Origin of the sequence: Kribbella sp. (assembly GCF_035655035.1) — a bacterium.
Taxonomy (GTDB): Bacteria; Actinomycetota; Actinomycetes; order Propionibacteriales; family Kribbellaceae; genus Kribbella.
On record NZ_DASRVN010000455.1, the window covers coordinates 1 to 7,222 of the forward strand.

General features: G+C 69.6%; 6 protein-coding genes. 2 read left to right on the top strand and 4 right to left on the bottom strand.

The window, feature by feature from the left end; translation table 11 throughout:
• Positions 1 to 211: 211 nt before the first annotated feature.
• Positions 212 to 1,060, top strand: coding sequence for a LysR family transcriptional regulator (locus tag VFF46_RS25055; RefSeq protein ID WP_325039653.1), 849 nt, complete (start codon positions 212 to 214; stop codon positions 1,058 to 1,060).
• Positions 1,061 to 1,066: 6 nt separating this feature from the next.
• On the opposite strand, the gene VFF46_RS25060 is transcribed toward VFF46_RS25055, so the two are convergent.
• From VFF46_RS25060 to carB, 4 genes are all read right to left on the bottom strand, one after another.
• Complete coding sequence (locus VFF46_RS25060; RefSeq protein WP_325039654.1) at positions 1,067 to 1,939, bottom strand: DUF4037 domain-containing protein; 873 nt, start codon at positions 1,937 to 1,939, stop codon at positions 1,067 to 1,069.
• Positions 1,940 to 2,027: 88 nt separating this feature from the next.
• On the bottom strand, positions 2,028 to 2,864 hold the full coding sequence (gene pyrF / locus VFF46_RS25065) for an orotidine-5'-phosphate decarboxylase (RefSeq protein ID WP_325039655.1): 837 nt from the start codon (positions 2,862 to 2,864) through the stop codon (positions 2,028 to 2,030).
• 23 nt (positions 2,865 to 2,887) lie between these two features.
• Positions 2,888 to 3,952 carry a quinone-dependent dihydroorotate dehydrogenase gene (locus tag VFF46_RS25070; protein WP_325039656.1) on the bottom strand — a complete coding sequence of 355 codons (1,065 nt, stop codon included), beginning with the start codon at positions 3,950 to 3,952 and terminating at the stop codon, positions 2,888 to 2,890.
• The gene (gene carB, locus VFF46_RS25075; RefSeq protein WP_414673087.1) at positions 3,945 to 7,013 is read right to left on the bottom strand and encodes a carbamoyl-phosphate synthase large subunit; all 3,069 of its coding nucleotides are present in this window, start codon (positions 7,011 to 7,013) and stop codon (positions 3,945 to 3,947) included. The genes VFF46_RS25070 and carB overlap by 8 nt, the downstream gene beginning before the upstream one ends.
• 75 nt (positions 7,014 to 7,088) lie before the next feature.
• On the opposite strand from carB, the gene VFF46_RS25080 reads away from it, so the two are divergent.
• Positions 7,089 to 7,222 (top strand): hypothetical protein (locus VFF46_RS25080; protein ID WP_414673088.1); only part of this gene is annotated, 134 nt, incomplete at its 3' end.

Sequence of the window (7,222 nt, forward strand, 5' to 3'; positions counted from 1 at the left end):
CGGCGGCGACCCACTGCCGGATCGCGACCACGCCCGCCGGGCCGATCACCGGGAACGCCAGCGCCGCCACCGACGCACCCACCTGCGTCGACAGCCCGCTGCCGAGCATCATCACCACACCGGCCAACCGATCTCGCCTCACGATCCCGAGGATCCGCTCCCCGCGGCCCACGGCAAAATGCGGCGGTCGCCGGATCTATACGCTGGAGTCATGGATATCCGGCAGCTGCGGTGCCTGGTCGAGATCGTGGACTCCGGCACGTTCACCGACGCCGCGATCGAGCTCGGGATCTCGCAGGCCGCGGTCTCACGCAATCTGCTGGCGCTGGAACGCGAGCTCGGCGTCCGCCTGCTGCACCGCACCAGCCGGTCACTCACTCCGACGACCGTCGGCGTCCGGGTTCTCGCCCGCGCGCGTCACGTGCTGGCCGAGCTGGACGAACTCGTCGCCGACGCGACCAGCGGTCACAGCCGGTTGCGCGTCGGGCACGCGTGGTCGGCGTTCGGCAGCCACACGCGCGAGTTCCAGCGGCGCTGGGCGGCGGAGCATCCCGGTATCGAGCTGCAGCTGATCCGCACCAACACCCCGACCGGTGGACTCGCCGAGGGACTGTGCGACCTCGCCGTCGTCCGCAGCCACCTGGACCTCCGCCGCTTCGCACACGTACTGCTCACCCAGGAGCAGCGGTACTGCGCTCTGCCCGCCGACGACCCGCTCACCCGGAAGCGGGCCGTCACGCTCGACCAGCTCCGGACCAGGACGCTCGTCATCGACCGGCGTACCGGAAGCACCACGGCCGACCTGTGGCCGGAGGACGCGCGGCCGGTGATCGAGTACACCCAGGACGTCGACGACTGGCTGGCCGCGGTCGCGTCCGGCCGGTGCGTCGGCATGACGCCCCAGGCGACGACGACGCAGTACCGCCGCGAGGGCGTCACGTACCGGCCGGTGCGGGACGCGCCGCCGGTCGACGTACACCTGATCTGGCAACGCACGGACCCACATCCGGCAACCCCGGCAGCGGTAGACCTGCTGACAACGCTCTACTCGAGCAGCTGACGGCGGCTACTCCAGCAGCGCGAGGGCCTGATGGCGATCGCTAGTGCGGTGCAGGACGTTGCGTACTTCGTCGATGCCGCCGGTTGGCCAGCGGTCTGCGAGGCGCCGTACGACCGGATCCTGGATCGTCGCCGTGAGCGCGCCCGGGAAGTCGCCCCAGACGACCTCGAACGGACGATCCCACAACCGCGCGACACCGAGTTCGACGGACGTCGTGATCGCTTGCCGGTTGTGCAGCTCCCCCACCGCCCGGTACGCCGCCGCGAGCGCCTCCTCGCGCTCCGTCCAGTCCTCGGCCCGCAGCACCGCCCGCAGCAGCGGCCCGATCGACGAACCACAGGACAACCGGCCGAACGCCGTACCGAACCACTTCGAGTACGGCGCGTACCGGCGCTCGATCAGGAAGCACAGCCGCATCAGCTCCCGCACCAACTGCGCCCCGATCACCGCGGACCCGAGCTCGTCCCCGACATACCCAGCCCGCCCGACCAGATTCATCTCCGGATGCACCCGCCACCACGCGGCGATCATCAAATACCGCCACACATCATCCGGGTAATACGCCAACCGCTCACGAACCGCCTTCAGACCAAGCTCGTCGTGAAACACGCCACCGGCCGTGAACTGCAGCAGAACCGACTCCGGAAACGCCAGCCAGTCCCGGATCGTCAATTCGTCACCGACCTCGAAGCCCAACTGCCGCCGGAAATAATCGCGAACGGTGTGCGCCTCGACCAGCGTGGCACGCCCGTCGAAGATCTCCGGCACCTCCAACCGCAGCTCAACACCCTCACCCACGAACACGATCACCCGCGCCTCACAGTTGTGATCGGCCGACATCGCGTCGTCGTACCCGAGCACTTCCGAGCCTGCAAACATACCTGAACAGAAAATCCAGGGAAAACAGCAAATGCCGCAGGAAATTCATCCGCGGCATTTGCTACTGCTTATTCTAGCGTGTTTCGGGTCAGTATCCGAGCACGGTTCGGTACGCGTCGTTGGCGCGGGTGGCGGCGTCCTGGAGGGCCTTGGGGTCGGGGCCGGCGCCGAGGATCTCGCGGGAGCTGGACGGGACGACGTTGCGGACCGCCGTACCGAAGACCTTCGTCAGGCTCTCGGCGGTGCCGCCCTGGGCGCCGAGGCCGGGAGCGAGCAGCGGGCCGTTGATGTCCAGGTTCTCGTCGGTCGAACTGATGGTCGCCCCAACGACCGCGCCGAACGAACCCAGGCCGTCGGTGTCGGCGTTCAGCGCGCGCAGACCGTCCAGCACCGCGCCCGCGACGGTCGCCCCGTCGGCGGTCCGGGCCGACTGGAACTGCGGGCCCTCCGGGTTCGACGTGAGCGCGAGCACGAACAGCCCGGCACCCGCCTCCCGCGCCTCGTCGATCGCGGGCCGCAGCGAGCCGAACCCGAGGTACGGGCTGACGGTCAGCGCGTCACACGCCAGCGGCCCCTTCTCCGACAGGTACGCCGACGCGTACCCGGCCATCGTGGTACCGATGTCGCCGCGCTTCGCGTCGATGATCACCAGCGCGCCGGCCTCCCGCAGCCGGATCGTCGCCTGCTCGAGTACGGCGACACCGGCCGAACCGAACCGCTCGAAGAACGCGGACTGCGGCTTGAACGCCGCGACCCGGTCCGCGAGCGCGTCCACGACGCCGTAGGTGAAGGTCGCGAGGCCGTCCGCGGTGTCCGGGAGGCCCCAGGCATCCAGGAGGTGCTGGTGCGGGTCGATCCCCACGCACAGCGGGCCGCGAGCGTCCATCACGGCGCGCAGACGGGCACCGAACGGCAAGTTAGGCATGTCGCTCCCCAAGGGTTGGTTGCTCATGGCAAGCTCCTGTTGATCTGGCGGATCAGTCCCGGGCCCTTGTAGATCAGGCCGGTGTAGACCTGCACGAGGCTGGCGCCGGCGTCGAACAACCGGTGCGCGTCCGACGGGTCGACGATTCCGCCCACTCCGATGACCGGCAGCGCTCCCCCGGTCTCGCCGTGGATGTGGGCGACGATCTTCGCCGAGACGTCGGTGAGCGGGCGGCCCGACAAGCCGCCGGTCTCGGCGGCGAGCGGGTGCTCCGCGACGCCCGCCCGCGTGATGGTCGTGTTGGTCGCGATGATGCCCGCGACGCCGGTGTCGGTGCAGACCTGGAGGAGTTCGTCGATCGCGGTCGTGGTCAGGTCGGGGGCGATCTTCACCAGGATCGGCTTCGGGGCGAGACCGGACACGGTCAGAGCGGCGGCCTCGGCGTGCAGGGCGGTCAGTAGTTCCCTGAGGTGGCCGGCGTCCTGGAGTTCGCGCAGGCCGGGGGTGTTCGGCGAGCTCACGTTGACCGCGAAGTAGTCGCCGTACCGGTAGAGGCGGCGCAGCGAGGTCACGTAGTCCTCGACCGCTTCGTCGAGCGGGGTGATCTTGGACTTGCCGATCGAGATGCCGAGCGGGTAGCCGAGGTCGCCGTACGCCGCCAACCGCTCGGCGAGAGCCGCACTGCCGAGGTTGTTGAACCCCATGCGGTTGATCACGGCCTCGTGCTCGACCAGGCGGAACAGCCGCGGCTTCTCGTTCCCCGGCTGCGGATGCGCGGTGACCGTACCGACCTCCACGAACCCGAACCCGATCGCCGGCCAGGCCCGCAACGCGACCCCGTTCTTGTCCATCCCCGCCGCCAGCCCGACGGGAGACGGGAACCGCACCCCGAACACGGTCCGCGCCGCGCCCGGTACGCCGTACAGCCGGGCCCCGGCGCGTGGTGCGCCGGGGATGCGGCCGAGGAGGCGGAGGCCGGCGAGCGTCTGCTCGTGCGCGACCTCCGCGTCTCCCTTGCCCAGCCGATACAGCGCAGGTCGTACAACCCGCTCGTACGCCGAGCGCCGAGCCCGCACGTTCTCAGGCACCGTGGATCCTGGGGACCCAGTCCTGGAGGGACCGTACGGCGATGTCGCCGGTGCGCTGGGCCTCGATGCCCTGGACCGCTGCGGCGAGGCCCTGCACTGTGGTGATGCAGGGGATGTTGCGGGCGACGGCGGCGCTACGGATCTCGTAGCCGTCCAGCCGGGGTGAGCCGCCTTGCGTGATGCCGATCGGCGTGTTGACGATCAGGTTCAGTTCGCCGTCCTGGACCATCTGGACGATCGTCGGCTCACCATTCGGGCCCGGACCCTGGCTGCTCTTGCGGACCGTGACGGCCTCGACGCCGTTGCGCCGCAGTACGTCGGCCGTGCCCTCGGTCGCGTAGATCTCGAAGCCGAGGTCCGCGAGCCGCTTGACCGGGAAGATCATGTGCCGCTTGTCCCGGTTCGCGACCGAGACGAACACCTTCCCGTGCGCGGGCAGCGGCTGCGACGCACCCGCCTGCGACTTCGCGAACGCCGTACCGAACGTGTCGTCGATGCCCATCACCTCGCCGGTCGACTTCATCTCCGGCCCGAGCACGGTGTCGACCGACGAGCCGTCGATGGTCCGGAACCGGTTGAACGGCATCACGGCTTCCTTCACCGCGATCGGCGTCGTCGTCGGCAACGTGCCACCGTCCCCGGAGGCCGGCAACAGACCCTCGGCCCGCAACTCGGAGATCGAAGAACCGAGCATCACCCGGGCCGCCGCCTTGGCCAGCGGCGTCGCGGTCGCCTTCGACACGAACGGCACGGTCCGGGACGCCCGCGGATTCGCCTCCAGCACGTACAGCACATCGCCGGCCAGCGCGTACTGCACGTTCAGCAGACCCCGTACGCCGACTCCGCGCGCGATCGCCTCCGTGGAGCGACGGATGTTCTCGATGTCGGCGTTCCCGAGCGTGATCGGCGGCAGCGCGCACGACGAGTCCCCGGAGTGCACCCCGGCCTCCTCGATGTGCTCCATCACGCCGCCGAGGAACAGCTCGTTCCCGTCGTACAGCCCGTCGACGTCGATCTCGACCGCGTCGTCCAGGAACCGGTCGATCAGCACCGGGTGCTCGAACGCCTCCCCGCCGCCGAGCCGCTCCAGCGCCGCGGTCAGCTCGGCCGTGCTGTACACGATCTCCATCCCGCGGCCACCGAGCACGTACGACGGCCGGACGAGCACCGGGAACCCGATCTCCTCGGCGATCACGTGCGCCTGCCCGGCGGACAGCGCCGTACCGTGCTTCGGGGCCGGCAGGTTCGCATCGGCGAGCACCTTGCCGAAGGCACCCCGCTCCTCGGCGAGGTGGATCGCGGCCGGCGACGTCCCGACGATCGGTACGCCGGCGTCCTCGAGCCGCTGCGCCAGCCCGAGCGGCGTCTGGCCACCGAGCTGGACGATCACGCCCGCGACCGGTCCGGCCTGCAGCTCGGCGTACACGATCTCGAGCACGTCCTCGCAGGTGAGCGGCTCGAAGTACAGCCGGTCGGAGGTGTCGTAGTCGGTCGACACCGTCTCCGGGTTGCAGTTCACCATGATCGTGCAGTACCCGGCCTCGCGGAGCGCCATCGACGCGTGCACGCACGAGTAGTCGAACTCGATGCCCTGGCCGATCCGGTTCGGCCCGGAGCCGAGGATCAGCACCGCCGGGGTGTCCCGCGGCGCGACCTCGGTCTCCTCGTCGTACGAGGAGTAGTGGTACGGCGTCTCGGCCTTGAACTCGGCCGCGCAGGTGTCGACCGTCTTGTACACCGGCCGGATCCCGAGCGCCTGCCGGACACCGCGGACGACGTCCTCGGTGAGCCCGCGGATCTCGGCCAGCTGCAGGTCCGAGAACCCGTGCCGCTTGGCCAGCTTGATCACCTCGGGCGTCAGCCGCGGCGCGGCCGCGACCTGCAGCGCGGTCTCGTGGATCAGGTAGAGCTGGTCCACGAACCACGGGTCGATGCGCGTCGCCTCGAAGATCTGCTCCGGCGTCGCGCCCGCGCGGATCGCGTCCATGATGATCCGCAGCCGGCCGTCCTGCGGCGTCCTGATGGTCTCGAGCAACGGGCCGAGCTCGGAGGGCTGACCGGCCCAGGAGAACCGGGCCTCCGGCTTCTCCAGCGACCGGAGCGCCTTCTGCAGCGCCTCGGTGTAGTTGCGGCCGATCGCCATCGCCTCGCCGACGCTCTTCATGTGCGTGGTCAGCGTGGCGTCCGCGGCCGGGAACTTCTCGAACGCGAACCGCGGCACCTTCACCACCACGTAGTCCAGCGTCGGCTCGAAGCTGGCCGGCGTCTGCCGGGTGATGTCGTTCGGGATCTCGTCCAGCGTGTAGCCGATCGCGACCTTCGCGGCGATCTTCGCGATCGGGAAGCCGGTCGCCTTCGACGCCAGCGCCGACGAGCGGGACACCCGCGGGTTCATCTCGATCACGATCAGCCGGCCGTCGGCGGGGTTCACGGCGTACTGGATGTTGCAGCCGCCGGTGTCCACGCCGACCGAGCGGATGATGCCGATCGCGAGGTCGCGCATCGCCTGGTACTCGCGGTCGGTCAGCGTCATCGCCGGCGCCACCGTGATCGAGTCGCCGGTGTGCACGCCCATCGGGTCGAGGTTCTCGATCGAGCAGATGATCACCACGTTGTCCGCGGTGTCCCGCATGACCTCGAGCTCGTACTCCTTCCAGCCGATGATCGACTCCTCGAGGAGCACCTCGGTGGTCGGGCTGGCCTGCAGGCCCGCGCCCGCGATCCGGCGCAGGTCCGTCTCGTCGTGCGCCATGCCGGAGCCGGTGCCGCCCATCGTGAACGACGGGCGCACCACGACCGGAAAGCCGAGACCCTCACCGGAACCGTCTGGGTGACCAAAGACAGCCTGCTCACAATCTTCCATTGTGTGACAGATGACGCTGCGCGAGCACTCGCCGCCGAGCTCCTCGACGATCTTCTTGAACTGCTGGCGGTTCTCGCCGCGCTCGATCGCGTCGATGGAGGCGCCGATCAGCTCGACGTCGTACTTCTCCAGGATGCCGGACTTGTCGAGGGCCATCGCGCAGTTGAGCGCGGTCTGGCCGCCGAGGGTCGCGAGCACCGCGTCGGGGCGCTCCTTGTCGATGATCTTCTCGACGACCTCGGCTACCCGATGGTCGTCCGCCCGTCGTTCACCATGGGCGGCACCGGCTCCGGCATGGCGTACGACGAGGCGGACCTGCGCCGCATCGGCGGCGCCGGCCTCGCCGCCAGCCCCACCACCGAGGTGCTCCTGGAGGAGTCGATCCTCGGCTGGAAGGAGTACGAGCT

Coding starts and splice junctions, on each gene's coding strand:
- VFF46_RS25060 (WP_325039654.1), bottom strand. CDS start 1,939: ATGTTTGCAGGCTCGGAAGTGCTCGGGTACGACGACGCGATGTCGGCC.
- VFF46_RS25055 (WP_325039653.1), top strand. CDS start 212: ATGGATATCCGGCAGCTGCGGTGCCTGGTCGAGATCGTGGACTCCGGC.
- pyrF (WP_325039655.1), bottom strand. CDS start 2,864: ATGCCTAACTTGCCGTTCGGTGCCCGTCTGCGCGCCGTGATGGACGCT.